At 63.3% G+C, this 26868-nt stretch carries 30 protein-coding genes and 1 tRNA gene; 15 read left to right on the forward strand and 16 right to left on the reverse strand.

Annotated features, from left to right (window positions below):
- Window positions 1-489: 489 nt before the first annotated feature.
- The 3 genes from rpmB to NKI67_RS21560 all read left to right on the forward strand — a co-directional run bounded on the left by rpmB (window position 490) and on the right by NKI67_RS21560 (window position 2226).
- Window positions 490-786: a 50S ribosomal protein L28 gene (gene rpmB / locus NKI67_RS21550; RefSeq protein WP_006328411.1), complete on the forward strand. Its 297-nt coding sequence runs from the start codon at window positions 490-492 to the stop codon at window positions 784-786.
- Between the two features lie 82 nt (window positions 787-868).
- Window positions 869-1549, forward strand: coding sequence for a queuosine precursor transporter (locus tag NKI67_RS21555; RefSeq protein WP_352646688.1), 681 nt, complete (start codon window positions 869-871; stop codon window positions 1547-1549).
- Window positions 1550-1551: 2 nt separating this feature from the next.
- A complete protein-coding gene (locus tag NKI67_RS21560) occupies window positions 1552-2226 on the forward strand; it encodes a spermidine synthase (RefSeq protein ID WP_352646690.1) in 675 nt (224 codons plus the stop codon).
- A gap of 57 nt (window positions 2227-2283) precedes the next feature.
- On the opposite strand, the gene NKI67_RS21565 is transcribed toward NKI67_RS21560, so the two are convergent.
- The 6 genes from NKI67_RS21565 to NKI67_RS21590 form a co-directional block, all read right to left on the reverse strand.
- Complete coding sequence (locus NKI67_RS21565; protein ID WP_352646692.1) at window positions 2284-2769, reverse strand: SRPBCC family protein; 486 nt, start codon at window positions 2767-2769, stop codon at window positions 2284-2286.
- Complete coding sequence (locus NKI67_RS21570) at window positions 2766-3134, reverse strand: ArsR/SmtB family transcription factor (protein WP_352646719.1); 369 nt, start codon at window positions 3132-3134, stop codon at window positions 2766-2768. Before NKI67_RS21570 ends, NKI67_RS21565 begins: the two co-directional genes overlap by 4 nt.
- A gap of 188 nt (window positions 3135-3322) precedes the next feature.
- On the reverse strand, window positions 3323-4348 hold the full coding sequence (locus NKI67_RS21575; protein WP_352570587.1) for an esterase-like activity of phytase family protein: 1026 nt from the start codon (window positions 4346-4348) through the stop codon (window positions 3323-3325).
- Entirely contained in the window at window positions 4345-6243 is a 1899-nt protein-coding gene (cobT, locus tag NKI67_RS21580) for a cobaltochelatase subunit CobT (protein ID WP_352646694.1), read from the reverse strand. Before cobT ends, NKI67_RS21575 begins: the two co-directional genes overlap by 4 nt.
- Before the next feature lie 11 nt (window positions 6244-6254).
- Complete coding sequence (gene cobS / locus NKI67_RS21585) at window positions 6255-7241, reverse strand: cobaltochelatase subunit CobS (protein WP_352451201.1); 987 nt, start codon at window positions 7239-7241, stop codon at window positions 6255-6257.
- A gap of 123 nt (window positions 7242-7364) precedes the next feature.
- On the reverse strand, window positions 7365-7994 hold the full coding sequence (locus NKI67_RS21590) for a J domain-containing protein (protein WP_036238769.1): 630 nt from the start codon (window positions 7992-7994) through the stop codon (window positions 7365-7367).
- 133 nt (window positions 7995-8127) lie between these two features.
- On the opposite strand from NKI67_RS21590, the gene NKI67_RS21595 reads away from it, so the two are divergent.
- Window positions 8128-8430, forward strand: coding sequence for a BolA family protein (locus tag NKI67_RS21595; protein WP_023677889.1), 303 nt, complete (start codon window positions 8128-8130; stop codon window positions 8428-8430).
- A 3-nt stretch (window positions 8431-8433) separates the two neighbouring features.
- On the opposite strand, the gene NKI67_RS21600 is transcribed toward NKI67_RS21595, so the two are convergent.
- Genes NKI67_RS21600 through NKI67_RS21615 form a run of 4 tightly spaced genes read right to left on the reverse strand, consistent with a single transcriptional unit; the run spans window position 8434 to window position 11915 of the window.
- The gene (locus NKI67_RS21600; RefSeq protein WP_023677888.1) at window positions 8434-9240 is read right to left on the reverse strand and encodes an alpha/beta hydrolase; all 807 of its coding nucleotides are present in this window, start codon (window positions 9238-9240) and stop codon (window positions 8434-8436) included.
- Window positions 9241-9280: 40 nt separating this feature from the next.
- A complete protein-coding gene (locus tag NKI67_RS21605) occupies window positions 9281-10177 on the reverse strand; it encodes an HlyC/CorC family transporter (protein ID WP_023677887.1) in 897 nt (298 codons plus the stop codon).
- Window positions 10174-11316, reverse strand: coding sequence for a 3-dehydroquinate synthase (aroB, locus tag NKI67_RS21610; RefSeq protein ID WP_023677886.1), 1143 nt, complete (start codon window positions 11314-11316; stop codon window positions 10174-10176). The genes NKI67_RS21605 and aroB overlap by 4 nt, the downstream gene beginning before the upstream one ends.
- Window positions 11313-11915 (reverse strand): shikimate kinase, encoded by a 603-nt coding sequence (locus NKI67_RS21615; protein WP_352457618.1) that lies wholly within the window; start codon window positions 11913-11915, stop codon window positions 11313-11315. The genes aroB and NKI67_RS21615 overlap by 4 nt, the downstream gene beginning before the upstream one ends.
- A gap of 158 nt (window positions 11916-12073) precedes the next feature.
- Here NKI67_RS21615 and NKI67_RS21620 point away from each other — a divergent pair, with 158 nt between their 5' ends.
- The 5 genes from NKI67_RS21620 (at window position 12074) to NKI67_RS21640 (ending at window position 16003) form a co-directional block, all read left to right on the forward strand.
- On the forward strand, window positions 12074-12223 hold the full coding sequence (locus NKI67_RS21620; protein WP_023677884.1) for a hypothetical protein: 150 nt from the start codon (window positions 12074-12076) through the stop codon (window positions 12221-12223).
- Window positions 12220-13137 carry a site-specific tyrosine recombinase XerD gene (locus NKI67_RS21625; RefSeq protein ID WP_352621597.1) on the forward strand — a complete coding sequence of 306 codons (918 nt, stop codon included), beginning with the start codon at window positions 12220-12222 and terminating at the stop codon, window positions 13135-13137. Before NKI67_RS21620 ends, NKI67_RS21625 begins: the two co-directional genes overlap by 4 nt.
- A 99-nt stretch (window positions 13138-13236) precedes the next feature.
- The gene (locus tag NKI67_RS21630) at window positions 13237-14187 is read left to right on the forward strand and encodes an acetyl-CoA carboxylase carboxyltransferase subunit alpha (protein WP_352451195.1); all 951 of its coding nucleotides are present in this window, start codon (window positions 13237-13239) and stop codon (window positions 14185-14187) included.
- 212 nt (window positions 14188-14399) lie between these two features.
- On the forward strand, window positions 14400-15725 hold the full coding sequence (locus NKI67_RS21635) for a L,D-transpeptidase family protein (RefSeq protein ID WP_352646721.1): 1326 nt from the start codon (window positions 14400-14402) through the stop codon (window positions 15723-15725).
- Between the two features lie 5 nt (window positions 15726-15730).
- Entirely contained in the window at window positions 15731-16003 is a 273-nt protein-coding gene (locus NKI67_RS21640; protein WP_352646696.1) for a sulfurtransferase TusA family protein, read from the forward strand.
- 157 nt (window positions 16004-16160) lie between these two features.
- On the opposite strand, the gene NKI67_RS21645 is transcribed toward NKI67_RS21640, so the two are convergent.
- Together NKI67_RS21645 and NKI67_RS21650 are read right to left on the reverse strand one after the other, a co-directional pair.
- Window positions 16161-17288 (reverse strand): CobW family GTP-binding protein, encoded by a 1128-nt coding sequence (locus tag NKI67_RS21645; protein WP_352646698.1) that lies wholly within the window; start codon window positions 17286-17288, stop codon window positions 16161-16163.
- Between the two features lie 4 nt (window positions 17289-17292).
- Complete coding sequence (locus NKI67_RS21650; RefSeq protein WP_352646723.1) at window positions 17293-18471, reverse strand: D-alanyl-D-alanine carboxypeptidase family protein; 1179 nt, start codon at window positions 18469-18471, stop codon at window positions 17293-17295.
- 270 nt (window positions 18472-18741) lie between these two features.
- Here NKI67_RS21650 and NKI67_RS21655 point away from each other — a divergent pair, with 270 nt between their 5' ends.
- Window positions 18742-19905, forward strand: a complete 1164-nt coding sequence (locus NKI67_RS21655) for a M20 aminoacylase family protein (protein WP_352574901.1) — start codon at window positions 18742-18744, stop codon at window positions 19903-19905.
- A gap of 72 nt (window positions 19906-19977) precedes the next feature.
- Here the strand turns inward: NKI67_RS21655 and NKI67_RS21660 are convergent, their stop codons facing one another.
- The 4 genes from NKI67_RS21660 to NKI67_RS21675 all read right to left on the reverse strand — a co-directional run bounded on the left by NKI67_RS21660 (window position 19978) and on the right by NKI67_RS21675 (window position 21567).
- The gene (locus tag NKI67_RS21660) at window positions 19978-20121 is read right to left on the reverse strand and encodes a glycine zipper domain-containing protein (RefSeq protein ID WP_198023575.1); all 144 of its coding nucleotides are present in this window, start codon (window positions 20119-20121) and stop codon (window positions 19978-19980) included.
- A 41-nt stretch (window positions 20122-20162) separates the two neighbouring features.
- Window positions 20163-20453 (reverse strand): hypothetical protein, encoded by a 291-nt coding sequence (locus NKI67_RS21665; protein WP_352451191.1) that lies wholly within the window; start codon window positions 20451-20453, stop codon window positions 20163-20165.
- A gap of 135 nt (window positions 20454-20588) precedes the next feature.
- On the reverse strand, window positions 20589-21119 hold the full coding sequence (locus tag NKI67_RS21670) for a hypothetical protein (protein WP_352574899.1): 531 nt from the start codon (window positions 21117-21119) through the stop codon (window positions 20589-20591).
- 121 nt (window positions 21120-21240) lie between these two features.
- Window positions 21241-21567 (reverse strand): DUF1330 domain-containing protein, encoded by a 327-nt coding sequence (locus NKI67_RS21675; protein ID WP_023677873.1) that lies wholly within the window; start codon window positions 21565-21567, stop codon window positions 21241-21243.
- A 174-nt stretch (window positions 21568-21741) separates the two neighbouring features.
- On the opposite strand from NKI67_RS21675, the gene NKI67_RS21680 reads away from it, so the two are divergent.
- From NKI67_RS21680 to NKI67_RS21700, 5 genes are all read left to right on the forward strand, one after another.
- Window positions 21742-22434 (forward strand): winged helix-turn-helix transcriptional regulator, encoded by a 693-nt coding sequence (locus NKI67_RS21680; protein ID WP_352457625.1) that lies wholly within the window; start codon window positions 21742-21744, stop codon window positions 22432-22434.
- A gap of 47 nt (window positions 22435-22481) precedes the next feature.
- Window positions 22482-22558, forward strand: a tRNA-Arg gene (locus tag NKI67_RS21685).
- A 405-nt stretch (window positions 22559-22963) separates the two neighbouring features.
- Window positions 22964-24247 carry a TRAP transporter substrate-binding protein DctP gene (gene dctP, locus NKI67_RS21690; protein WP_352458295.1) on the forward strand — a complete coding sequence of 428 codons (1284 nt, stop codon included), beginning with the start codon at window positions 22964-22966 and terminating at the stop codon, window positions 24245-24247.
- A gap of 58 nt (window positions 24248-24305) precedes the next feature.
- Complete coding sequence (locus NKI67_RS21695; RefSeq protein WP_352458293.1) at window positions 24306-25406, forward strand: TRAP transporter small permease subunit; 1101 nt, start codon at window positions 24306-24308, stop codon at window positions 25404-25406.
- 3 nt (window positions 25407-25409) lie between these two features.
- The gene (locus NKI67_RS21700) at window positions 25410-26780 is read left to right on the forward strand and encodes a TRAP transporter large permease (RefSeq protein ID WP_352458292.1); all 1371 of its coding nucleotides are present in this window, start codon (window positions 25410-25412) and stop codon (window positions 26778-26780) included.
- The last annotated feature ends 88 nt before the right edge of the window (window positions 26781-26868 follow it).

A 26868-nucleotide genomic window follows, 5' to 3' on the forward strand; every position in this document is an offset into this window, starting at 1 on the left:
TTGCGTTCCTCGCCCCACGAAAGTTGGGGAGAGGTGGCTCGGCGAAGCCGAGACGGAGAGGGGGAACCGCGCTCTACGAAAAGGCCCCTCTCCGGCCGCGAGGCGGCCCCCACACCCCCCCCCCGCCGGGGGGGGTGGGGGGGCCGGCCCCCCGCGCCCCGGGAGCGGGTTAACCCCCCTCACCCAAACGCCCCCCCGCCGGCGGCGGCGGGGCCACCTCTCCCCCGCTTCGCGGTGGGCGAGGAACCCAGGTCTTGAGAGATCCGCGGGACAGCAACATCTCCTCCTGAGGGGGCGATCAGCAACTTCACCGACGACACCTACTCCGAAAGTGCGATTCCCCATCCCCGAAGCAACCCCAAGCTTGACGCCTCGGCGAAATGCAACTATGGAACGCCAACTTTTTCCATGAGGCCGCCTGACCGAAACCGCGCGCCACCCGGCGCGGGTCGAATGTTTGGCCAGGACCGAGAACCGAAGGTTAGAACCATGTCCCGCACCTGCGAACTCACTGCCAAGGCAGTCATGTCCGGCAACAATGTGAGCCACGCCAACAACAAGACCAAGCGTCGCTTCCTGCCCAATCTCGTCAATGTGACGCTGATCTCGGAAGCGCTGAACCAGAATGTGCGCCTGCGCATTTCGGCCAACGCGCTGCGTTCGGTCGAGCATCGCGGCGGCCTCGATGCCTTCCTGGCCAAGGCCGATGCCAAGGAATTGTCGCAGCGCGCCCGCCTGTTGAAGAAGCAGATCGCCAAGAAGCTCGCCGAACAGCCGGCCGCCTGAGTTTTTCGGCGGCAGCCGCCTTCAAGGGCGTGGTCCGAACTCCGGATCGCGTTCCGCTGGTTCCATTACCCAGGATAAAAAAATGATTTTCCTCTCGCGGTACCTGCCCTTCGTGGCCGCCATGGCGCTCGTCGTCGTGGCCTCGAACATCCTCGTGCAGTTCCCGATGCAAGGCGCAATCGGCGGGCTGTCGCTGGCCGACATCCTGACCTGGGGCGCCTTTACCTATCCGTTCTCCTTCCTGGTCACCGATCTCGCCAACCGCCGCTACGGCCCGGCGGTGGCGCGCAGGATCGTCTTTGTCGGCTTCATGACAGCGGTGGTCTGCTCGATCGTCATCCCGCCGCTGCTGTTTCGCCACGGCCTGATCGAATTCGAGACCGCCGCCGACCGGCTGGTGCGTATTGCCGCGGCGTCGGGTGCCGCCTTCCTCACCGCTCAGTTGCTCGACGTCACCGTGTTCAACCGGCTGCGCCGGCAGAGCTGGTGGCGCGCGCCGATCGTCGGCACGCTGGTCGGCTCCGTTTTCGATACGGTGGTGTTTTTCACCGTCGCCTTCGCGGCGGCTTTCGCCTTCGCCGGGCCGAACGACGGCTTTGCGCTGGAAACCGCACCGCTGATGGGCGTGCTGCCGGTCGAGACGATGCGCTGGGTCTCCTGGGCGCTCGGCGATCTCAGCGTCAAGCTGGTCATAGCGGTGGTGGCGCTGATCCCCTACCGGCTGCTTGCCGCCCGCTGGAGCCAGCCGGCACTGGCGGCCTAGCCTTGATCCCTTGGGTCCAGCTTGACTCGGCAAAAACGCCTGACGGCGGACAGGAACTCCGCCTGAAGCGGCGCGGCGGCGAATTCTCGATCATGCTTGGCGCGAACGAGCTGATGAACAGCCGGCTCAGCGGTTCCGAAGAGGCGCTTGCGAAACTGTCCTGCCAAAGGATTGCCGGGCGCCGGACCCCAAACATCCTGATCGGCGGCCTCGGCATGGGCTTTACCTTGCGCGCGGCGCTGGCCGAGCTCGGCGACGATGCGCAGGTCACCGTTGCCGAATTGGTGCCGGCGGTCGTGGCGTGGGCGCGCGGCCCGATGGCCGAAGTTTTCGACGGTTGCCTTGACGACCGACGTGTCGGCATTCGCGAGGCCGATGTCGGTCAGCTCATCCGATCGCAAGCTTCGGCCTGGGACGCGATCCTGCTCGACGTCGACAACGGCCCCGAGGGCATCGTCTACAAGGCCAACGATGCGCTCTACAGCGCAGCCGGCCTGATCAGCGCGAGAGCAGCTCTCAAGCCCGGCGGTGTGCTGGCGGTCTGGTCGCAGGGCCCTGACACAGGTTTCACCCGAAGGCTCAAGCAGGCCGGCTTCACGGTCGAGGAGGTCAAGGTGCGGGCTCACGGCAAGCGCGGCGCCCGTCACATCGTCTGGCTCGCGAGCAAGGGGCAATAGGCCACCTCGCAATCCGGGCGGGCCTTGTTGGACGCCGCCCGGTACGCCCACGAACCTCTACTTCGCCTTCTGAAGCTCGGCGGCGAGCGCCTGCAGCAGCCCGCGTGTGCCCTCCTCGCGCCCTTGCTCTGAATCGACGCCATCGAAGAACGCACCCTGTTCGGTATAGGTCAGGCGGGTGCCCTCGCCGGAAGGTGCAAGCTCGACCGTGGTGAGCGACGCCGACAGCGGCTGCGCCCCGACCGCCATCCGGTATGAAAATACGATGCGCCGGTCAGGGACGATGTCCTGGAACTGCGCATCGAGCCTGATCTCCGGGCCGCCCTGGTAGCTGAACCGCGAAACCTCGCCGCCGCCGACACGGAAATCGAAGGTGAACTCGGCGATGGTGAAGCCGTCACCTTCGACGCGCCAGCGCCGCACCGTCGCCTTGTCGGCAAAGGCGAGGAAGACGCGTTCGGGCGATTGCGGGTAGGTCCGCTCGATCGTGAAGGTCGAATGGATGACGGAGTGCTCGTCGTTAACAGGGGCAATCTGGTTCATTTCTTTTCGTCCTTTTCCTGCTCGTGGATTGTTGCTTTCGATTGGTCAGTCTCCGCCAGGATCTGGCCGAGACGGTCGAGCTGGCGTTCGGCCGGCGTGCGGCGCGCGGCGATCCAGTCGGCGAGCGGGGCTAGCCCGCCGGGCTCGATCCGGCAGGTGCGCACGCGTCCGATTTTTTCGCTGCGGATCAGCCCGCACGCTTCCAGCGCCTGGAGGTGCTGGAGCACGGCGGCGAAGGTCATGCCGAACGGCTCCGCCAACTGGCTGACGGTGGCCGGCCCGCGGCTCAGCCTTTCCAGGATTGCCCGGCGCGTCGGCTCGGCAAGAGCCCGCAGGATGCTGTCGATCTCGGAATACTTAAGCATGGACTTGAGTATTTCGCCGATGACACAAATTGTCAAGTCACGGCTAAAGTATTTTTGCTGATGGTGAGAGCCGGCTGGAAAACCCGCGACGCGGGTCATTGCCAGGGGAAATTGCAAGGGAAATTGCCTGCGTTGCAAAACGGCGCGGAAACGCCAGCGATGCTGTCAGCCAGCAGGCCGGTCGCGCGTCAATCCTCGTGCAGCACAAATTCCAGGTAAAGATTGCGCTGCAGGATCGAGTGGTTGTCGTCGGACATCAGCGACACGATCAGCGCGCCATCGTCGCGGGTCCAGACGTCGAGCGCTTCCATGTTGTCGATCTGGTAGCCCATGTCGGCTTCGAGCAGCACCGGCCCGTCGGCGACGGCGCCCTTCTCGACGCTTTCGCCATATATGCGCCGCAGCCGCATCTTGACGCCGCCGGCCATCGAAAAACTGCGCTCCAGAAGCAACAGGTCGCCGTCCGGCAGGAAGGCGCCGTCGGTGATGTCGAAATCGCCATTGCGCTTGATGGTGAAGACGCCCTTGCGCGGCCCTTCGATGATCGCGGCAAAGATGTTGCCGGTCTTGTCGAGGCTCTTTTCCGACACCACGACCAGCCCGCCCGCGTGCTGCCCGTAAGGATGGGCGCGGGTGACCGTCTCGAAGCCGCGATTGCGGCGGAGTTCCCAGGCCGGGATCAGGAAGTCCAATTGCCTGAACGGCGCCTTCATGTCGTCCGGATCGATCTTGAACTCGGCGATACGGTGATCGCGCTCGAAACCGACCGTGGCAATGCCGTCCTTGACCGCGAGGCCTTCGGCATCGACCGCCCATTTCTCGTCGATCGGCTGGCCGGCCGCATCGACCATCTGCTGCATGCGAAAATTCTGGATGCCGGAAGGCCGCTTGTCGGCATCGTGGACGAGGGTGCCGAAGAACCAGAAGCCGGTGTCGGCGACGCCGATGAAATCGCTGCCTGGCTTGAGGAAACGAAGCGCCGACAGCGCGCCGAAATCGCGCGTCGACGAGGTCATTTCGAGCCCGCCGACGAATTCGAGCGGCCCGAACTGTTTTTCGTCATTGCCGATGCGAAACTGGGTTATGGGCCGGGCCGAGATTTCGGCCGGCTCGACCGAGGCCGGCCCGGCAGCGACAGCCGGGGCCAAAGTGATGCCGAACAACGCGATGGCGGCCAAAAGCTTCTGCCAAAAGCCGCCGCGGGAAAAAATCATCCGGCGCGCCGCATGCCGCCGCGCCGCGTGTCGCGCACGGTTTCCTCGGCGAACAGCGAGGCCAGCTGCTCGGTCATGGCGCCGGCCAGTTCTTCGGCATCGACGATGGTGACGGCGCGGCGATAGTAGCGGGTGACGTCGTGGCCGATGCCGATGGCCAAAAGCTCGACCGGCGAGCGCGTCTCGATGAGCTCGATGATGGCGCGCAGATGCCGCTCGAGATAATTGCCCGGATTGACCGACAGCGTCGAATCGTCGACCGGCGCGCCGTCCGAGATCATCATCAGGATCTTGCGCTGCTCCGGCCGCGCGATCAGCCGGTTGTGCGCCCACAGCAGCGCCTCGCCATCGATGTTTTCCTTGAGCAGGCCCTCGCGCATCATCAGGCCGAGGTTGCGGCGCGCCCGCCGCCACGGATGGTCGGCGGATTTGTAGATGATGTGGCGCAGATCGTTGAGCCGGCCGGGGTTCGGCGGCTTGCCTTCCTTCAGCCATTTCTCGCGCGCCTGCCCGCCCTTCCAGGCGCGGGTGGTGAAGCCGAGGATTTCGACCGAGACGCCGCAGCGTTCCAGCGTGCGCGCCAGGATGTCGGCGCAGGTGGCGGCGACTGTGATCGGCCGGCCGCGCATCGAACCCGAATTGTCGAGCACCAGCGACACCACCGTGTCGCGGAATTTGGTATCGCGCTCCTGCTTGAAGGACAAAGGCTGCATCGGGTCGATGACGACGCGCACCAGCCGTGCCGGATCGAGATAGCCTTCTTCGAGGTCGAAATCCCAGGAGCGGTTCTGCTGCGCCATCAGGCGGCGCTGCAGCCGGTTGGCCAGCCGCCCGACGACGCCGGAAAGGTTGGCGAGCTGCTTGTCGAGGAAGGCGCGCAGCCGGTCGAGCTCCTCCTCCTCGCACAGTTCCTCCGCACCTACGGTCTCGTCGAAGGCCGTGGTGAAGACCTTGTAGTCGATCTCTTTCGGCAGATTGGTGAAGGGATTGTCGTTGCGGCGCGCCTCGCCGGGCGTCTCCGCATCGGCGTCGTCATCGTCGGAGAGATCCTCGGCGGTGGCGTCGGAGGCCTCTGTCTCGGCCGATTGCTCGTCGTCCGACGATGCCTCTGTATCCTCGGACTGCGACTGCTCGGAGCCCGAATCGTCTTCGCCGCCCTCCTCGCTCTGCTCCTCGCCTTGCGGCTGGTTTTCGTCGTTGTCCTCGGAGTCTTCCGTCTCCTGTTCGTCGCCGAGCTCCTCGGCCATTTCCATGGAGGCGAGCATCTCGCGCACCACGCGGGCGAACGCCTGCTGGTCATCGAGCTTTGCCGACAGCCCGTCGAGGTCGGCGCTGGCCTTTTCCTCGACCCAGGGCCGCCAGAGATCGACCAGCCGTTCGCCGCTTTTCGGCACAGCGCGGCCGGTCAGCTTTTCGCGCACCATCAGCGCCAGCGCTTCCTCGATCGGCGCGTCGGCCTTGTCCTTGACGTCGACGAGGTTGGCCCTGGCGTATTTGTCCTCCAGCATCGAGCCGATATTGTCGGCGACGCCCTGCATGGCGCGGCTGCCGATCGCCTCCACCCGGGCCTGCTCGACCGCGTCATAGATGGCGCGGGCCTGCTTGCCTTCCGGCGCCAGCCTGGTGTGGATGCGCGCATCGTGGCAGGCGCGCTTCAGCGCCATGGAATCGCCGAGCCCGCGGGTGATGGCGATATCCGCCTTCGATGCCTTCTTCGGCAATTCCGGCAGCCGGGCGCGGCTGCCGGCCAGTGCCGGCCGGTCCTTGGCGAAGCCGACCTCAAGATCCTTGTCGCCGGCAATGGCGCGCATGCAGACGGTGACGGCGCGCTTGAAGCTGTCGTTCTCAGCGCCGGTCTTGGATTTGTTTCGCGTGTTGTCGCCCGGACCCGCCATCGAGACTCTGCTTAGCCCAGCACCACATTGGCAGCCGATTCCGGCAGATCTTCGCCGAAGGCGCGCTGATAGAACTCGGCGACCAGCGAGCGTTCCAGCTCGTCGCATTTGTTGAGGAAGGTCAGCCGGAACGCCATGCCGATATTGCCGAAGATTTCGGCATTCTCGGCCCAGGTGATAACCGTGCGCGGGCTCATAACCGTCGACAAATCGCCGTTGATGAAGGCCGAGCGCGTCATGTCGGCGACCCGCACCATCTTGTTGACGATCTCCTTGCCCTTGCCATCGCGATAGTGCTTGGCCTTGGCCAGCACGATGTTCACTTCATTGTCGTGCGGCAGGTAGTTCAGCGTGGTGACGATCGACCAGCGGTCCATCTGCGCCTGGTTGATCTGCTGGGTGCCGTGGTAGAGGCCGGTGGTGTCGCCCAGCCCAACCGTGTTGGCGGTCGAAAACAGCCGGAAGGCCGGGTGCGGGCGGATGACCCGGCTCTGGTCGAGCAGCGTCAGCCGGCCCGACGATTCCAGCACGCGCTGGATGACGAACATCACGTCCGGGCGGCCGGCATCGTACTCGTCGAAGCACAGCGCGACATTGTGCTGATAGGCCCAGGGCAGGATGCCGTCGCGGAATTCGGTGATCTGCAGCCCGTCCTTGACCACGATGGCGTCCTTGCCGACGAGGTCGATACGGCTGACATGGCTATCGAGATTGACACGCACGCAGGGCCAGTTGAGGCGGGCGGCGACCTGTTCGATATGCGTCGACTTGCCGGTGCCGTGGTAACCGGACACCATGACCCGGCGATTGTAGGCAAAGCCGGCGAGGATCGCCATGGTCGTGTTCTTGTCGAACAGGTAGTCCGGATCGATGTCGGGGACATGCTCGCTCGTCACCGCATAGGCCGGCACCACCATCTTGGAGTCGAAGCCGAATGTCTCCTTCACCGACACCGTGGTGTCGGGCAGGTTGGCGATGTCGCGATCGACCTTGTTCATCTCTATCAACGTCTCCACAAGCGAAACGCCGCGTTTCGCCGGCAATCGATTTTGTTCGGGGGCGGTCTTAGAGCCTTTTCCAACCTTATGAAAGTTGGAAAGCGACACGAACCGTAAGGTCGCTCAGCACAAACCTGCCTGCTTGAGCACGCGATAGGCCTGGAGCACATCGCGGAACCGGTCTTCCGAACCTCTGTCGCCGCCATTCGCATCCGGGTGGTGGCGTTTCACAAGTTCCTTATAGCGCGCCTTGATATCCTTGCCAGTTGCCTTTGTATCAAGGCCAAGCGTTTCCAGTGCCTTGGCCTCAAGCGGCTTGGCCTTGCGCTCGCGTGCTTCGCGCGGGTCCTTCGGGCCTTTGAACAGGTCGAACGGATCGCGCATGCGATTGTAGTAGCCGGCGCGGCCGGAGCGCGCCTGGGCAAAGTCGGGCGAGGAGCGCGTCGAGGCACCGTTGACGCCCATTTTCCAGGTCGGCCGGTGGCCGGTCATGGCTTCCTTCTGGAAGCGGGCGATCTCGGTGTCGGGAACGCCCGAGAAATAATTGAAGCCCTTGTTGTACTCGCGCACGTGATCGAAGCAGAACTGGAAATACTCGCCTTCCTTCATCCGTCCGACCGGGGCACGGTGGGTACCGGCCTCCTTGCAGCCATCCCACTGGCAGATCGGCGAACGCGACTTCAGCTCCGCGTCCTTCTCCGGGCGGATGCGAATCTTCTCGAAATATTTTGGGTACGGCTTCATCTCACCCATTTATGGGCTGTTCGCTGATGCGAAACAAGAATTGACATTTTCGCGATGATCGCCCTAACCGCTGAATCGCGGCATAAAACCGGCGAATTGCGAATTTTGTGCGATGACATAGATGTGGTGAAGGGAAGCGGCGATGTCCATACAGGCAACGATGGAAGGTAAGCTGAAAAAGGCGTTTTCGCCGGAACGGCTGGACGTCATCAACGAAAGCCATCTCCATGCCGGGCATCATCATGTGGATTCCGGCCATCACGCCACCTTCGACGGCACTGGCGAGACGCATTTCCGCGTCCGCATCGTCGCCCCCGCCTTTGCCGGCATGAGCCGCGTCGAACGTCACCGCGCAGTCAACGATCTGCTGGCCGAGGAGTTGAAATCCGGCGTCCACGCCCTGGCAATCGAGCCGGTGGCGCCCGGTGAAAAGACCCGCTGGTAAATTTCAGCCGAGGCTCGCCCTCAGGAAGGCCATCACCGCTGCGGTCAATGCATCGCCTTCGGTGCCGAAGTCGCGATTGATCGACATGTGCGAATAGTCGCTGCCGTCGAACAGCGTGACCTTGGTTCCGGTGGCGCGCAGACGCTCGGCGAAGGCCTGCGCGTCCGCCGCGCGGGCTTTCGCGCGCGAATGGGCGATGAAGGTCGGCGGGTGCTTGCGGCCTTCCACATAGGTGACAGGCGACAGCGCGCGCCACTGCGCCGGATCGGGAAAGGCGCGGGCATAGACCCCTGCCATGCCGCCGCTTCTGGCCAGCGCCTCCAGATCGTAGGCCCTGGTGTCGTCGAGAACCAGCGCCGCGACGCCGGGCAGGCCGCCGCGCAGCCCGGTCAATGCGACGAGATGGCAGCCGGCCGAATGGCCCATGGCGACGATCCGGTCCGGATCGCCGCCATGCCTGGCGATGTTGGCGCGGACGTAACGATAGGCCAGTTCGACATCTGCCGCCTGGGTGGCGACGTCGGCTTCAGGCAGCATCCGGTAGTCGATCGAGACGAAGCCGAAGCCATTGTCGAGCAGGAAACCAGGCTTGGAATTGACATTGTTGCGGTTGCCGACCCGCCAGGCGCCGCCATGGACGAAGAAGACGACCGGCAGGCCGCTTGCGCCATCGCGGGAATAGATGTCGAGCTTGGCCGGCCCATAGTCGAAGGTTTCGGGCGACGGCGAACGCAGCCGCAATGCCGCCGCCTGTCCCGGCAGCAGCGCCGCCATCGACGCCAGAAGCAGGCTTCGCCGATCGATCGTCATCAACTCCTGACTGCCCACGGCTGCCACAAGGTGCGCACTGTCATTCTCCAAGCATCGCCGGCTTGATCCTCAGCCGCGCGATACGGTTCTTGTCGCGCTTCATGACGACGAAGCGCTTGCCGTGAAACGTAAAGGCCTGCTTTTCGTCCGGGATCGACTGCGCCTCGTGGATGACAAGGCCGGCGATGGTGGTGGCTTCCTCGTCCGGCAGGTTCCAGTCGAGCGCCCGGTTAAGGTCGCGGATCGGCACCGTGCCGTCGACGACGACGGAGCCGTCGGCCTCCTGCTTGACGCCCTGGATGTCGATGTCGTGCTCGTCGGCGATCTCGCCGACGATCTCCTCGATGATGTCTTCCAGCGTCACCAGCCCTTCGACCTCGCCATATTCGTCGACGACGATGGCGAAATGCGCCTTGCGGCGCAGGAAGGCATTGAGCTGCTCCTGAAGCGTCGTGGTGTCGGGCACGAACCACGGTTTCGACGCGATCTTCATCACGTCGATCCTGGAAAAATCGTTGCCGACCTCGTTCAGCGCGCGCAGCAGATCCTTCGCGTGCAGCACGCCGACAATGTTGTCGAGCGAACCCTTCCACAACGGCATGCGGGTGTGCGGGCTCTGCAGGATCTCGCGAACCACCGCTTCGGGCGGGTCGTCGGCGTTGACGGAGCGCATATTCGTGCGGTGGACCATGACGTCCGACACTTCGAGCTCCTCGAGGTCGAACAGGCCGCCGATGCGGGCGCGGTCCTCGCGCACCACCTGGCCGTCGCGGCGGAAATCGTCGACGGCGCCGCGCAGTTCCTCGCGCGCAGAGCGCTGCGGCTCGATGCGTTGCAGCTCGTAGCCGAAGGCGGCGAGCAGGCGCCGGCGCAAGACGAAGCCCAGCAGGCCGAGGCCGGCGAGCACGGCAGCCGCGATCCAGCCGGCCTGGCTCATCCCGGGCGGCTTTCCTGCCGACCCGGATGGTTCTCCCGGAGGAACGCCAGCACTTCCGAGGCCGGCACATCCCGGGCGATAAAGGCCTGGCCGATGCCGCGCGTCAGGATGAAGGTCAGCGCGCCGCGCGACACCTTCTTGTCCTGGGTGATGAAGGAGAACAGCGTCTCGGCATCGGGCAGTTCGCCGGGAATGTCGGCCATGCGCCAGGGCAGACCGACGGCGCGAAGATGCGCCTCGACACGCGCCGCGTCGTCGGGGCTCGCCAAATTGAGCCTTGACGAAAAGCGGTGCGCCAGCGCCATGCCGATGGCGACGCCCTCGCCATGCACGAGCCTTGCGCCGTCATAGCCGGTCGCCGCCTCCAGCGCATGACCTAAGGTGTGGCCGAGATTGAGCAACGCGCGGTCGCCGGTCTCGAACTCGTCGCGGGCAACGACGTCGGCCTTGGCACGACAGGCCTCGGCGATGGCCGCAGCCCGCTCCGGCCCGCCGGCAAACACTTGACGCCAGTTTTCTTCCAGCCAGGCGAAAAACTCGGGCCGGTCGATCAGCCCGTATTTGGCCAGTTCGGCATAGCCGGCGCGAAACTCGCGGATTGGCAGCGTGTCGAGCACTTCGGTGTCGGCCAGCACCAGCCTAGGCTGGTGGAATACCCCGACCAGGTTCTTGCCGCGCTTGCTGTTGATGCCGGTCTTGCCGCCGACGGAGGAATCGACCTGCGCCAGCAGCGAGGTCGGAACCTGCACGAAGTTCATGCCGCGCCGCGCGATGCCGGCGGCAAAGCCGGCGAGGTCGCCGACGACGCCGCCGCCGAGCGCGATGACGACGTCGCCGCGCTCCAGCTTGGCGGCCAGCACGCCGTCGACCACCTCTTCGAGATGCGCAAAGCTCTTGGTCTTTTCGCCTGGCGGCAACGTGATGACGGCATGTTGGATGCCACCGCTTGCCAGGCCGGCCGCAAGCGTCGCGAGATGCGCGGCCGCGACGTTTTCGTCGGTGACGACCGCCGCCCGCGTCCCCGGCAGACGGCGCGAAATCTCGGCGCCGGCGCGTGACAGCAGGCCGGGACCGATCAAAATATTGTAGGCACGCTCGCCAAGCCCGACTTCGACAGAGACCGTTGCATCAGCGCTCACGACCGCACCTCGTCAATATCGGCAACGCCGAGATGGCCGCGCAGCGCGTCCACCACTTCGGCGGCAATGATCTCCTTGCGGTCGTCGCGGGTCGGCACGACGACGTCGGCCGCGGCATAAACCGGGTAGCGTTCCGCCATCAGCCGTTCCAGCACGGCGCGTGGATCGGCGCTTTTCAGCAGCGGCCGGTTCTGTTTCTTGGAAACGCGCTCCATCAACAGGTCGATCTCGGCTTTCAGCCAAACCGACACGCCATGGCTGGCGATCGCCTCGCGCGTCTGCGCGTTCATGAAGGCGCCGCCGCCGGTCGACAGCACCTGCGGCCCGTGCTCCAGCACACGCAGGATGACGCGCTGCTCCAGTGCTCGGAACTCCGCCTCGCCATAGCGCTCGAACAGGTCCGGGACGCTCATGCGCGAAACAGTTTCGATCTCCTGGTCGCTGTCGATGAAGGGCAGTGCCAGCATCGCCGCCACCTTGCGGCCGATCGCCGTCTTGCCGGCGCCCATCAGCCCGACGAAGACGATGGAACGGCCGCCCAGCCGGCCGAGCAGCGCGGCATGGCTCTCGCCCGGAGGATTTGCTGGTAGCGCGTTCATGCTTCTAGGGCCTCTTTGGCGGCGTATCGACATCAAAAGCCTGTTTGCGTCAAGCGCGGCGCAACCGGGACTATGGGCTTCACCCTTGAATTGGCCGGATTGGCGTCTCATAAGGGCACAGGGTTGGAAATGCAGAATAAGACGACGGGCGAAAATTAATGCCAACACTGTTTCGCTTTGTCGTGACGCTCGCGATTCTGGCCGGCATTGTCTATGGCGCGATGTTCGCCCTGGTCATGTTCGTCGAGCCGAGGAAGGCGGAAATGAGCGTGCGTATCCCTCCGGAAAAGCTCAATCCCAAAAAATGAACAGCGCCGCCCGCATCGAAGCCTTCCTGGAGATGATGAGCGCCGAGCGCGGCGCGGCCGAAAACACGCTTTCCTCCTATCGCCGCGACCTCGAAGACGCTTCCGTCGGGATCGGCGGTGGGCTTGCCGCTGCCACCAGCGCCGACATCCGTACCTATCTCGACGACATCGCCGCGCGCGGCTTTGCCGCCACCTCGCAGGCGCGCAAATTGTCGGCGATCCGGCAGTTCTTCAAGTTCCTCTACGCCGAAGGCCTGCGGGGTGACGATCCGACCGGCACGCTGGACAGTCCGAGGAAAGGCCGGCCGCTGCCTAAGACGATGAGCGAGGCCGATACCGGCCGGCTGCTCGACCGCGCGGCGCAGGAGGCGGTGGACCCCTCCATGCATGACGGCGACAGGCTGGCGGCGCTGCGCCTGCACGCGCTGGTCGAGGTGCTCTACGCCACCGGCTTGCGCGTTTCGGAGCTGGTCGGCCTTCCCGTGACGGTGGCACAGCGCGACGACCGCTTCTTCATGGTGCGAGGCAAGGGCAACAAGGAGCGCATGGTGCCGCTGTCGGCCAAGGCGCGCACCGCGATGCGGACATGGCTTGCCGCACGGGGGGCGGTGCCGGCTCTTGCCGACAGCCCGTTCCTGTTTCCGGCTGCCTCCGACAGCGGCTATCTCTCGAGACAGGTCTTTGCCCGCGAGCTGAAAGAGCTTGGCGCTCGGGCCGGCATTGCCACGGCGAAGATATCGCCGCATGTGCTGCGCCATGCTTTCGCCAGCCATCTGCTGCAGAACGGCGCTGATCTCAGGGCCGTGCAGCAGTTGCTTGGCCATGCCGATATTTCAACGACGCAGATCTACACGCATGTGCTGGAGGAGCGGCTGGTGCATCTGGTCAACGATCATCATCCGCTTGCCGACTAGGCGTCATGTCGCTATGTGAGAACGACGTTCCACCGCGCCCAGCCTGCATTTTCAGGCTTGCGTCAGTCATTGCCTTCCGACTTGCCGGTTCGCCCAAGAATGTACAATTACCTCGATTTCGAAAAGCCTGTGCAGGATCTCGAAGGCAAGATCCTTGAGCTGAAGAAGCTTGCCGAGAACGGCGAGGCGGTCGATGTCGGCGATGAGATCGCCCGTCTCGAGAAGCGCTCGCGCGATGCGCTGCGCGACGCCTACAAGGCGCTGACCCCATGGCAGAAGGTGCAGGTGGCGCGCCATCCGGACAGGCCGCATTGCATCGATTACATCAAGGGCCTGCTTACCGATTTCACGCCGCTCGCCGGCGACCGCAATTTCGGCGAGGACCAGGCGATCGTCGGCGGCTTCGCCCGCTTCCGTGGCGAGCCGGTGGCAATTATCGGCCAGGAGAAGGGTTCCGATACGACAAGCCGGCTGAAGCATAATTTCGGCTCGGTGCGGCCGGAGGGCTACCGCAAGGCGGTGCGGCTGATGGAACTCGCCGACCGGTTCCAAATCCCGCTGCTGACGCTGGTCGACACTGCCGGCGCCTACCCCGGCGTCAACGCCGAAGAGCGCGGCCAGGCGGAAGCCATCGCCCGCTCGACCTCGGCCTGCCTCGGCCTGAAGGTGCCGTCGATCTCGGTGGTGATCGGCGAAGGCGGCTCGGGCGGCGCCATAGCGATCGCCACCGCCAACCGCGTCTACATGCTCGAACACGCCATCTATTCGGTGATCTCGCCGGAAGGCGCCGCCTCGATCCTGTGGCGCGACACCACGCGGTCCAAGGACGCTGCGACCAACATGAAGATCACGGCGCAGGATCTGTTGGAGCTGAAGATCATCGACGCCATCGTCGCCGAGCCGCTCGGCGGTGCCCATCGCGCCCCCGAAACGGTGATCGCCGCCACCGGCGACCTCATCGCCAGGACGATGAAGGAATTCTCCGGCGCCAACACCGACTTCCGCGAGCATCGCCGCGAGAAATACCTGGCGATGGGCCGCAATCTGTAACATCCGGCGGGCACGCGGCCCGAAATGTGGCGGCGTGAACCAGTTTCGCCACAAAAATGCCGCTGCATTCGGCTCAGTGGGCTTGCCGTAAGGGGACGCGCCAGCATGATTGCGGTAAGGAATTTTCAAGGTTAACGGGCTTAGGGTCCGTCAGTGGTCAGTTTAGCAGCCGCGGCATCCGCGGTGCAGAAATGAAGACGATAGCCATATCCATGTTTGCCAAGCTTGCCCGCACCGGAGTTCTGATCGCTGCGATCGGCGTCGCCGGCTGCAATGATGCTTCGATGAAGGATTTTGCGCCGCAAGCCAACAAGCCGCTGCCGGACAAGATCCTGGCCGAGATGAAGGCCAAGGGCATGGTCCGCACCTCTTCGGTGATGGCCCGCATCTTCAAGGAAGAAGGCAAGCTCGAAATCTGGAAGGCCAAGACCAACGGCCGCTACGACCTGGTCGCCAGCTACGACATCTGCAAATGGTCGGGCAAGCTCGGGCCGAAGTTCACCGAAGGCGACCGCCAGGCGCCGGAAGGCTTTTACACGGTCCGCCCGGCACAGATGAACCCGCGGTCGAATTACCACCTGTCCTTCAACATCGGCTACCCGAACGCCTATGACCGCGCCAATGGCCGCACTGGTTCCAACCTGATGGTCCATGGCGCCTGCTCGTCGTCTGGCTGCTATTCGATGACCGACGCGCAGATCGAGCAGATCTACGCCTTCGGCCGCGACGCCTTCCAGGGCGGCCAGACCGAGTTCCAGATCCAGGCTTTTCCGTTCCGCATGACCGCAGCCAACATGGCGCGCTATCGCAACGACCCGAACTACGAATTCTGGAAGATGCTGAAGGTCGGCTACGACAATTTCGAGGTTACCAAGGTGCCGCCGAAAGTCGACGTCTGCGAGAAGCGCTACGTCTTCAACCAGGTAGCGGCCGACGGCTCGACCTTTAATCCGACCGGCGCTTGCCCTGCGACCACCCAGCCCGATTCGCTGAAGAGCGCCATCAACGCCTATCAAAGCACCTATGAGGCGGCCTTCAACGGCGCCATGAAGGCCAGCGTGCCGGCACCCAAGCCGACCATCGCCGGGATCAAGGAAGCCAGCATCGTTTCCGACTGGTCGAAACGGCGTGCGCGCGGCGAACGCGTTCCGATCGAGCCGCCCTCGCTCAACCCGGACGGCACCGTGGCCGAAACGGCGCGCATGGGCCGCATCGATTCGCCGGCGGGCCGCAAGATGGCGGCGCTCGATGCCGAAAAGGCCGCCAAGCAGAAGGCCGAGGAACAAAGGCTTGCCGCCATAGAAGCGGCCAAGGCCGCGAAACAGGCAGCCAAGGCACAGGCCTTGGCCGAGAAGGAAGCTGCCAAAGCCCAGGCGCTCGCCGAAAAGGAAGCTGCCAAGACCGCCGCAGAGATGCCTGTCGCCACCGCCACCGTAGCGCCATCGGACGCCGCCCCGGCAGTCGAAACGCAGGCTGCGGACGCCGAAAGCACGGCGACAAGGTTGAAGAAAAAGCTGCTCGGCATGTTTGGCGGCTGAACTTCATGCTTGAGCAAGACGATGGGGGACAGGAACACAGGCCCTCAACTAGCCCCGCCGCCGTCTACGACCTCAAAGGCCTGAACTGCCCGTTGCCCGTGCTCAAGGCAAAAAAGCGCCTGGCCGCAATGCAGCCGGGCAGCCGCCTCTGGCTCGAAACCACCGATCCGCTCGCCGTCATCGACATTCCCGCCTTCTGCGCCGAGAGCGGCCATCGGCTGATCGAAACGGCGGCGGCGGCAGGCGGCCACCGCTTCCTGGTCGAGCGCGCCGGCTGAACGCGTAATCTCCCCCCTTGAGGGGGAGATGGCCGGCAGGCCAGAGGGGGTCGCCGCGCGTGAAGCACCAATCTTTTTTTCGTCCCACAGGGGGTCGCGCCAGCCGAGGCGACCCCCTCTGTCGCCTTCGGCGACATCTCCCCCTCAAGGGGGGAGATCACGATCCGGCAATAGCCAGCGGGTTGCTTTCCAGTGCTGCGCGATCCGGCGTGTCGATCGACGGCCGGTTGGTGAAGGCGGCGAACAGCCGCCGGACATAGTCTTCGGGCATGTCGAGCGTGATCAGCACCAGTCTGGTGCCGCGCTGGCTGTCCGGCCAGGCCGGCAGTTGCACCGGCGGATGCAGGATCTTCTGCACGCCATGGATAACCAGCGGCCGCGACGGGTCTTCTGCAAGCTCGATGACGCCTTTCATCCGCAAAAGGCGCTCGCCATGCGCCGAGCGCAACAGATCGAGGAACATCTCGATTGCCGAAAACGGCACCGGCCCGTCATGAACCAGCGAATACGAACGCACGCGGGAATCGTGCCTGTGGTCATGGTGATCATGGTCGGCATGGTCATGCCCGTCGTGATCATGCCCGCCGTGGTCATGCCCGCCGTGGTCATGGTCGTGGCCGGCTTCTTCGCCGAGCCAACGCTGCACATCGACGGATTTGGTGGCCGGATTGTAGAGGCCGCTATCGAACAGGGTCGCGGTGCTTGCCTCGCCCGCGTCGAGCACCACGGCGCCCGGGTTGAGCTGCCTGAGCCGCGCCCGCAACGCCTCGACATCGCCTGCATCCGTGGTCAGGTCGGCCTTGCTGAGCACGATGCGATCGGCGACGGCCACCTGCTTCACCGCCTCGACATGCGCATCGAGCGTCGCATTGCCGTTGACGGCATCGACCAGGGTGATGACGCCGTCGAGCCGGAAGGCCTGGACCAGGGCCGGGTGTGCCATGATCGACTGCAGTACGGGGGCGGGATCGGCGAGCCCGGTGGTCTCGACGACGACGCGGGCAAGCCGGTCGATGCGGCCGGTCTGCAGGCGGTCGACGAGGTCAGCCAGCGTGTCGACCAGCTCGCCGCGCACCGTGCAGCAGAGACAGCCGTCGGAGAGCTGGATGATGCCGTCGGAGGCCTGCTCGACCAGGAGATGGTCGATCGCCACCTCGCCGAACTCGTTGATGATGACGGCGGTGTCGGCGAGCGCCGGATCCCGGAGCAGCCGGTTGAGCAGCGTCGTCTTGCCGGCACCGAGAAAGCCGGTGAGCACCGAAACGGGGATCGGGAAGCCGGCCATGCGGCTAGTTCAGCGCCTTGGCCGGCTGCTGGACCTGCGCGGCGGTGGCGGATCCGGCCACAACTGGCTCGGCGCCGGCCGGCGGCGCCCGGTCCGGCCGCCATGTCGGCAGCGGCACGTCGGCATATTCCTGCCCGGAGGCGTCGAGCATCGCCTTCGGCTTCGGTCCCGTGGCGCCGCCGAGGCCGACGGCGATCAGCGTCGGTACATGGTCGAGCTTTTCCTGATAGGGCGATTTCGGCACGTCCTTGCCCTTGTCGCCGACGGCGGGTGCGGTTTCCGACTGCTCCTCGACCGGCTTCTTCTTGCAGATTTCGTCATTCATGTCGTTGGCCGACATGGTGTCGCCATAGGCGGGCAGCGCCGCTACCGTCAGCCAGCTCGGCGCCGGCGTTGCAAAGCCCTGGTCGAGCAATTTTGCCGCCGCCTCGGCGCGGGTAATGGCCGATTGCTCGCCGAGCACTACGGCGACCAGGGTGCGGCCGTTGCGGGTCGCCGAGCCGATCATGTTGAAGCCGGACGAGCAGACGAAACCCGTCTTCATGCCGTCGGCACCCGGATAGCGGCCGATCAGCAGGTTGTAGTTGGAGATCGCCTTCTTGCCGACGGCAAGGCCTTCGATCGAGAACCAGGGGGCATATTGCGGAAATTCCTTGCGAATCGCCATCACCAGCAAAGCGAGATCGCGCGCTGTCGTATACTGGTCCGGCGAATAGAGCCCGTTCGGATTGACGAAATGGGACCCGCTCATGCCGAGCCTCTGCGCTTCGGCGTTCATGCGTTCGGCGAAAGCCGCTTGCGAACCGCCGATATTCTCGCCGACCGCCATGGCGATATCGTTGGCCGATTTGACCAGCATCATCTTCAGCGCATTGTCCAACCGCATCACCGAGCCCGGGTTGAAGCCCATTTTGCTCGGCGGCTCGCCGGCAGAATGTTTCGTTACCTTGATCGGCGAATCGAGCTGGACCTCGCCCGCGGCAATCGCCCGAAACGCCACATAGGCGGTCATCAGCTTGGTCAGCGAAGCCGGGTACCAGCGCCTGAACGCCTCCTGGTGCTGCAGGATCTTGCCGCTGTTCAGGTCGAACAGGATTGTCGGATTGGCCAAGGCGGGCCCGGCCAGCGACGCAAGCACCACCGTGCCCGCCACCAACAGTTTGAGGAAATGCCTGTAGCGCATCATGAAAACCGAAATAGCCTCTTGCCGCAGTCCCACCTGGCTCCGTAAGATTTCGTTACACGATCGCCAGGATAATGGTCCGGCCCTCTGTTCCCGGACCACAGTCGCGGTGCTATTTACTCTATGTGACGTCAACATGGCAAAGTGCTGCCGATCACAATGTGGAAGCAGCAGCACAATGCAAAGCAGCGTGCATGGTTGCAAGGCAGCAGGCACAATTGCAAAGCAGCAGGCCAAGACCGCCTGCTCCAACAGCGAAATGGAACCATCATGCCGATCCTGAACCGAGCCGCCGAAATGCAGGACGAGGTGGCCGGCTGGCGCCGCCATTTGCACCAGACGCCGGAGCTGAATTTCGACGTCTTCAAGACCGCCGCTTTCGTCACCGAGAAGCTGAAGGCTTTCGGCTGCGACGATATCGTGACGGGTTTGGGCAAGACCGGCGTCGTCGGCATCATCCGCGGCCGCCACGGCGAAGGCTCGACCATCGGCCTGCGCGCCGACATGGATGCCCTGCCGCTCAACGAGATCACCGGCAAATCCTATGCTTCGACCGTCCCCGGCAAGATGCACGCCTGCGGTCATGACGGCCACACCGCGATGCTGTTGGGTGCCGCCAAATACCTCGCCGAAACGCGCAATTTCGCCGGCTCCGTCGCGGTCATCTTCCAGCCGGCCGAAGAGGGCGGCGGCGGCGGCAACGAGATGGTCAAGGACGGTATGATGGAGCGCTTCGGTATCTCCAAGGTTTTCGGCATGCACAACATGCCGGGCCTGCCGGTCGGCCAGTTCGCCATCAGGCCCGGCCCGATCATGGCGGCGACCGCCGAATTCACCATCACCGTCAAGGGCCGGGGCGGCCACGCGGCGATGCCGCACGGCACCATCGATCCGATCGTCATCACCAGCCAGCTCGTCGGCGCATTGCAGACGATCGCCTCGCGCAGCACCGATCCGGTCGAGGCGGTGGTCGTCTCGGTGACGAAATTCCACGCCGGCGACGCCTATAACGTCATTCCCGAGACCGCCGAGATCGCCGGCACCGTACGCACGCTGAAGAGGGAAGTCGCCAAGAAGGCCGAAGAGCGCATCCGCGCACTTTGCCAAGGCCTGGGCGCTGCCTTCGGCGCGACAATCGAGGTTGATTACAATGCCAATTACCCCGTCACCTTCAACCATCCAGAAGAGACGGTCTTTGCCAGCGACATCGCGGCCGACGTCGCCGGCGACAGCCATGTGCACCGCGCGATCCAGCCGGTGATGGGCGGCGAGGATTTCTCCTACATGCTTGAAGCGCGGCCGGGCGCCTTCATCTTCATCGGCAATGGCGATACCGCCGGCCTGCACAACCCAGCCTACGACTTCAACGACGAGGTCATCCCGCACGGCATGAGCTATTGGGTGAAGCTGGCGGAAACAGCGCTGGCGGCGTAGCCATTCGGCATCGGCGGTGCGGCAACCGCCGCACCTCTGGGCGGCAAAACCGGGCAGGACATGTTCTGCTGGTCACTTCCGGCCGGACGACTTCCGGGCAAGGCCGAAGGCAATGCCCAGAGCAATACCTATACCAATGCCCGCAACAATGTTGTCCAACACGACGCCGATAGCCACGCCGATCACGACGCCGAGTGTGAGGTGTTTGGCATCCATTATGCCCGGTCATGTAGCGTGGAAGGGAAGAGCCGCAACCGCTACGGTCCGCTCTTCGGATCCTCGACCTCCAGCGCCTCCATGACCGGCGCCAGCTCATTGTCGTCGGCAGCCTGCGGCTCTTCGCCTGTCCTCGCCTTCGTCAGGGCTGCCTCGATCGCCTCCTGGATATTGCCGAGTTCGTCTTCGCGAACCTCGTGGCCATAGCCGGCAGCATCGGCATCCTGCTCGAATTGCTGCGCCAGGACGGCGACGCTCACCTCGCTCTCGGCGGGCAGATTGCCGACATTCTCCTGCAGCCAGGTTTCAAAGAACTCTTTGGTGGCGCTCATGCGGTGTCTCCTTCGGGACACTAAAGCGCGCCGGCATCCCGAAAGTTCCGCTATCTGAGCCGTCTTTGCGCCCGTTGCCGGCTGCCCCGCAATTCAGCGCGGCCAGGCGGCGTCGGCGCCGCCTGGCTCGGCTGCTTACTGGCTGACAGCAGTCGTCGGTTCGCACGACACGTTCGGGTTCATATCGGCGAACGCGCCGGTCGGGTTGCCCTTCCAGGCCCAGACATGCAGCTCATAGAACGGACCGAGGCCATAGCGATTGGGCGCGCTGTTGAAGTTGAACAGATGCCCATCGAGCGAGGCCGGGCCTTTCGAGGTGATGTATTCGACCGCGATCAGTTTTAGCGTGCCGTCGGCCATCGGCTCGTACATCACCGCTTCCGGCTTGGCGACATCGACAGCGTCGTCCTTGAGGTAGCCGGGATTGACGTAATGGATGCCCATGGCGCCGCCGGTGATGCCGCTGGCGCAAGGAATGGGCGCATAGCCCTCGGCGGTCGCCGCCGCCACATTCTCGAAGCGGCTGTTGGCCGCGCGTACCTTGTCGGCCAGCGGATTGGGACCGGACGCGGGCGCTGCCTGATGCGCCTGCGCCAACGCAGTGCAGGCCGACAGCAGCGCCGCGGCAGCGAGAAGTCTATTGCGAAAGTTGATTGTCATAGTCATTCCATTCTTCTTGAAAAGCACAGCCCGGCTGGCCGCCGGAGGTAAGGAGGTCCGGCAGGTGGGCGCTGTGGCTGTTGTTGCTGGGAGATCCCTGTCCCGATGCGACGAATGCCCGGAAGGATCATCCCTTCGGCAGATACGGGATCGTCCCAGCCAGATCGGAGTTGTCGATCAGCTGGAAACGGCTGTCGCTGCCGCCCTGACGGGCCGAAACGAACGGCGCGTAGGCAGGATCGTCGGTGAAGGCGCGCGCCGCTGCCTCGGTCGGGAACGCCATCAAGGCTATCAGCGTCGTGTCGAGCGGCTTGCCTTCGAGCGTCTTCACATTGCCGCTGCGCGACAGATATCTGCCGCCGTGCTTGTGAACGAGGTCGTGGACCGACGCGGCATAGGCCGGCATCCACTTCGGGTCCCTCACCTTGATGTCTGCGATAACGTAAGCGGTCATGGGTCATGTCTCCTGGTCGTGCACAGGGGTATCCCGTGCAGCGGCCAAGGGCTCGCACGGCAAGGCCGGCGCCAGCCAGTCCGCGATCTGTACTGGTGTGGTACAGTTTCTGTACTCGCCGTGCCGCGGGGGAAGGCCTATGATCCCGGCTGAGTTTGAGGGGAAGGCAACATCATGACCCAGTCCGGATACAAGCAGTTCTGCCCGCTATCGATGGCCGCCGAGGTGCTGTGCACCCGCTGGACCATGGTTCTGCTTCGCGAATTGGTGGCGGGCTCGACCCGTTTCAACGATCTGCGCCGCGGCGTCCCCAAAATGTCGCCGACCCTTCTGTCGCAACGCCTCAAGGAGCTCGAGCTGGCCGGGATCGTCGAGCGCAAGGAGGTGCGCGGCGAGAAAGGCATCTTCGAATACCGGATGACCGAGGCAGGCAGGGATCTGCGTTCCGTTGTCGAGGCGATGGGCTTTTGGGGGCAGAAATGGGTCGAGTCGCGGCTGTCGCTGAAGAACCTCGATCCGTCGCTGCTGATGTGGGACATGCGGCGCAACCTCAACGCGTCGCCGCTGCCCGACGGGCGCACGGTGATACAATTTCTGTATCAGGAGCTCCCCGCCTCGAAACGGTCGTGGTGGCTGATCGTCGAGAAGCACGGCGAGGTCGACCTCTGCTGGTACGACCCGGGCTTCGATGTCGATCTCTACGTCTCGACCGACCTGCACACTATGACCGAAATCTGGATGGGGCTGATCACCGTCGAGAAGGCCGGGCCGAAAGTCATCTTGACGGGAGACCAGGACATCGCGCGCAAAATGCAGACCTGGCTGGGCCTGAGCCCGTTCGCGGTCGAACCCAAGCGAGCTGCCTAGCTGCCTCTTGGCGAAACGTCCCGAAGCGGTTATGTGTCGGGCGCGATGGTCCCGTAGCTCAGTAGGATAGAGCGGCAGATTCCTAATCTGTAGGTCACAGGTTCGATTCCTGTCGGGATCACCATGTTTTTCAAGTACTTAGCGCGAAATTGCCGCCGTACTTTTTTCTGAGGAATAGTACGGCGAATTTTTGCAGATCCTATGGTTCTGGCACGATCAGCGCCGCACGACCGGAAGTTGGAGAGTTCTTTGGAATGAAATCCAAGCCGCAATGCAGTCAGCGCTCCAAATCCGTTGCATTGCCTTTGCCACCAAGGCGGCAGTCAGCACCGCTGGCGTTTCGACGCAGACCAGGACCATGGAGTGCAGTCACCTGGCCAATGTTTCGGCTTGAGAAGCAGGGACGGAAGCCGCACCGAGCTTCGTATAAGCCGAAGGAACGCCGCGTTGACTAGCCGATAACCCACTAAAACCGTGGATTTATTGAAACGCACGAGCATATTACGGGTCGGGCGCGCAGTGGTTGAAAATGCTTGCGTCGCGCTATGTTATTTGCATGCTGCGCCGTTTCTTTCTCTGTCGTTCGTGGCGCTGGCATGCTCTGATCCCTCAAAAAGGGTGTGTCATTAGTTTTCAGTTTTTGAGACGGCGGTGGGCCTATCGTTTGTCCGCTTGCCGAACAGGGAGGAAGACAATGGACGGAGAATCGCATTCCAAATCAAGGCGAAGCTTTCTGAAGTCGAGCGGACTTGTCGCCGGGCTGACGGCGACGGCGGTTACCGCTCCCTGGGTTCGAAGGGCAGGAGCCGCTGACACAATCATCTGGAAAATTCAAACCTCGTGGCCGGCTGGCGTCGGACTTGAAACTTTCCAGAGCTGGTGTGGGGCCATCAAGGAAAAGACCGGAGGCCAACTCGAATTTCAGCCGTTCAAGGCAAAGGACATCGTTGGTGACTTCGAACTCCTCGACGGGGTGAAGAACGGCGTTCTGGAAGCGATGAACTCGTTTTCACTTTACTGGGCCGGTAAGCTTCCCGCTGCGGCGTTCCTCTCCTCTTACACGATGGGGCTACGCTATCCGCACGAATGGGACATCTTTTTCTATTCGAAAGGTGGTCTGCAGGCCGCGCGCGACCTTTATGCGAAACAAGGTCTTTACTACGTCAACCGCATTCATCACGGCCCGAACATCATCCACTCAAAGACACCGATCCGCTCGATCGAGGATTTCAGAGACCTGAAGCTGCGCGTACCTGGCGGCATGATCGCCGAGACATTCGCAAAAGCCGGCGCCAAGACGACGCTGCTGCCGGGCGGCGAGGTGTTCTCCGCGCTGGAGAAAGGCACGATCGATGCAGCCGATTACACTGGGCCGGCGGTAAACTGGGCGCTCGGGTTCCAGCAGGTGACCAAGTACATTTCCATGGGCCCAGCCGGTCTGATGTCCGTGTACCAGCCCGTCGACCTGATGGACTTTGCCGTCAACATGAATGTCTGGAACCAACTCCCGGACAACCTCAAGAAGTTCGTGGAAGACGAAATCCAAGTCTATTCCAATGTCCATTTCGGGGCCATCCAGAAGGCCGACATGGAGGCCTGGCAGAAATTCCTGGATGCCGGCATTGAAATCAATCGGCTTGGACCGGAGGACCTCCAGAAGTTCCAGGAAATCGCGGTGCCAATCTGGTTCGAGTGGGCCAACAAGGATAAGGACGCGGCGCGCATCTTCAAACTGCAGCTTGAGGTGATGGAGAACCCGACCGTCGGTTACGTGACGCCGGACATGTATCAGGGATTGTCGATCAACCTCTGAGGCTCTCCGCGCCCGTCCTGTCCGGGCGGGCGCACTCTCCTGCAAGAGGCAGTCGCCGATGCCCTCACTCACATTTGTGCTGCCGCACTGGCTATACTGGTCAAGCCTCGTGCTTTTCCCGCTCGTTGCGGTCTTCCTTGTCCATCGCGAGCGGGCACAGCGCGATGCCGGCCGTCCAAATCTCTTTCTTGCTTACCTGTTCCTGGTCACTGCAGGCTTCCTCGGCATGCACCGGTTTTATCTGAAGAGCAGGTGGGGATTCATTTTTATCCCGCTGTTCATTGCAGTGCTTTGGACGAGCGCCCAGGTACGCGACGGACGTGAGGCAGTGTCGCTCGCGCGATCCCAGAGCGAACACGCCGAAAGGCTGTTGCCGCGTGCCAAGGCAGATGTAGCAGCCAGCAAAGAAGGCGCTGCCGATCGCCTGGCGAAAGCTGAGGCAGACGCCACGGTGGCGCGCGATAATCTGAGCGCCGCCGCCCATGGGCTCGAGCGCGCCAACAGCATTGGCCGAATTGCCGGACTCCTGCTTGGTCTCGCTCTCGCAGGCGACGCCCTTCTAATACCCGGTCTTGTGCGGCGCACCCGCACCCGTGAGATCGCGCGCGCCGCGGCCGACCATCCGCTCGTAGTCGATGTGCCAGCCACGCCCGTCAAGCAACCGCTCGCGTTGTTCCAGCCGGTCGACTGGCTGGTACGCGTGACGGGCGAGTTCGTCGCGTATTGGTCGGTTCTCGCAGTGGTGGCGTACTACTACGAAGTGGTGGCCCGTTTTGTTTTCAACTCACCGACCAACTGGGTACATGAAAGCATGTTTCTTATGTTCGGCATCCAGTACATGCTGGCAGGCGCCTATGCCTACCGTGACGAAACGCATGTCAGGGTAGACATCGTCTACAGCCATCTCTCCGAACGCGGTCGTGCTGTCTGCGACATCATCACCTCGGCCTTCTTCTTCTTGTTCACCGGCACCATGCTGGTCACAGGATGGCGATTTGCGAGCGATGCCACGGCGGTTGGCGAACGCTCATTCACCGAATGGGGCATCCAATACTGGCCGGTAAAGCTCGCGATCCCCATCGGGGCAGCGCTCCTGTTGCTTCAGGGCCTATCCCGGCTGATGCGAGACATCGCCACTGCATTTGGAAGGATCGGCTGAGCGATGGGCCTCGAGCTTCCGATCCTGTGGCTCAGCATATTGATGTTCGGGGGTCTGGGCGTACTTTTGCTGCTCGGATTGCCGATGGCCTTTTGCACCGGCAGCCTTGCCGTGCTTTTCCTCTTTCTGTTCGGCAATTCGGCCATGCTGAACATGCTGCCGTCTCGGGTCTTCCCGTTCATGACGGATTATCAGCTCTCGGCGGTGCCGCTTTTCATCTTCATGGCCGCGATTCTCGAGAAGGCGGGCATCATCGAGGAGCTGTTCGATGTCGTCTACAAATGGCTGGGCGGACTCAAAGGCGGGCTCGCATCGGCCACGGTGATCTCCTGCACGCTGCTGGCCGCGATGGTCGGTGTCGTCGGGGCGACGGAAGTGACGATGGGCATGATCGCGCTCCCGGCCATGCTGCGCCGCAACTACGACGCCAAGCTCGCCTGCGGCTCGCTTCTTGCTGGCGGGACCCTTGGCATTCTCATACCCCCTTCCGTCATGGCGATCGTCTATGCCGTCGTGGCGCAGCAGTCGCTGGGCGAGCTTTTGATCGGGTCGGTATTTCCCGGGCTGCTGCTGTCCGGGATGTATGTCGCCTACGTGACGGCGCGCTGTTACATCGACCCCAAACTCGGCCCGGCGTTGCCGCCGAACGAGCGCATTGACTTCGCCCAAAAACTCAAGCTTTTGCGCCGGACGTTCATGCCGATACTGCTGATCCTGCTTGTGCTCGGGGTCATCTTCATGGGCATTGCCACGCCGGTCGAAGCCGCCGGCATCGGTACGTTCGGGGCTTTCATCGTCTGCGCCGCACATCGGCGCCTGACCTGGGACACGATCCGGGAGGCCTGTGTCGCGACGCTCAAGGCCACGGCGATGGTCATGTGGATATTCTTCGGCGCCACCATGTTCGTCGGTTTCTTTATCCTGAAAGGTGGGCAGAACTTCGTAGCCGAATCGATACTCGGAACAGGCTTGGCGCCTTACGGCGTTCTTGTTCTGATGATGATCATTCTGTTCGTCCTGGGCATGTTTCTGGACTGGGTGGGCATTCTCCTTCTCACCGTACCGATATTTCTGCCCATCCTAAAGCCACTCGAATTCAGCGGCACGTTTGGGCTAGCCGGTGTGGCTCCTGAAGACGTGCCACTGTGGTATGGTGTCATTTTCATGGTCAACATGCAGATGGCGTTCCTTAGCCCGCCTTTCGGCTATTCGCTGTTCTATCTGAAGAGCGTTGCGCCGCCGGAGATCTCGATGGCGACGATCTTTCGATCCGCAGTCCCCTTCTTGTGCCTGCAGGCGATCGGAGTGGGACTGTGCATCGTGTTCCCCTCAATCGTCGTCTGGCTCCCGAAGGTCATGTACGGAGGCAATTGACCACATTTGCGGCTTGCCGACACCGAGGATTAGTCGAATTTGATAGCTTGTTGCTTGAACGGCGTCACCTTTTTGCCTTCCTTTGCGC

The sequence above is a fragment of the Mesorhizobium sp. M0408 genome (assembly GCF_040321495.1).
In the GTDB taxonomy this organism is placed as follows: Bacteria; Pseudomonadota; Alphaproteobacteria; order Rhizobiales; family Rhizobiaceae; genus Mesorhizobium.